Origin of the sequence: Paenibacillus sp. FSL R7-277, from assembly GCF_000517965.1 — a bacterium.
Taxonomy (GTDB): Bacteria; Bacillota; Bacilli; order Paenibacillales; family Paenibacillaceae; genus Paenibacillus_AQ; species Paenibacillus_AQ silagei.
The window spans coordinates 1-495 of the sequence record NZ_ASPX01000083.1; the positions used below are offsets into that span (position 1 = coordinate 1).

At 49.7% G+C, this 495-nt stretch carries 1 protein-coding gene; it reads right to left on the reverse strand.

Features of this window, described 5'->3' with window-relative positions; all coding sequences use genetic code 11:
• A partial coding sequence (locus C173_RS25375; RefSeq protein WP_036730272.1) for an IS256 family transposase occupies window positions 1-392 on the reverse strand: 392 nt, incomplete at its 3' end.
• Window positions 393-495: the final 103 nt, after the last annotated feature.

Sequence of the window (495 nt, forward strand, 5' to 3'; positions counted from 1 at the left end):
GTAGCCGTAATATTGCTGACCGTGGTGGGGGAGTAGTGGCTGCCAAACATACTTTCAATGAACCGGGCCACATCCCGCGTACCCATGCCCGATTTGTACATTTGGATGACGGCCTCTTCTAACCATCCGTCCCGCCGCTGGTACGGCTCAAACAACTGCGTCTGGAAAAGGCTTTGGCGGTCCCGGGGCACCTGAAGATCCTCGATATGGCCGTATTTCGTGTGTAAATCTCGCGTATAGTAGCCGTTGCGACTATTGCTGGCACCGGCTTCTTCACTGTCCATAAACCCCTGGATTTCGGCGCGCAACAGGCGTTCCATGTTGTCTTTCACAAAATCTTTAACAAGTTTTTCAAATAGATTATTCAGCGAACTTTCGGGTAAAATATTCATTGGTAGGGTTCCTCCTTGGTGGTTTCGCAATCCCGAGGATACCCTACTTTTTTGGTGCCTGACTAGGCTCCAAATCTTGGTACACAACTTACTTTACGCCATC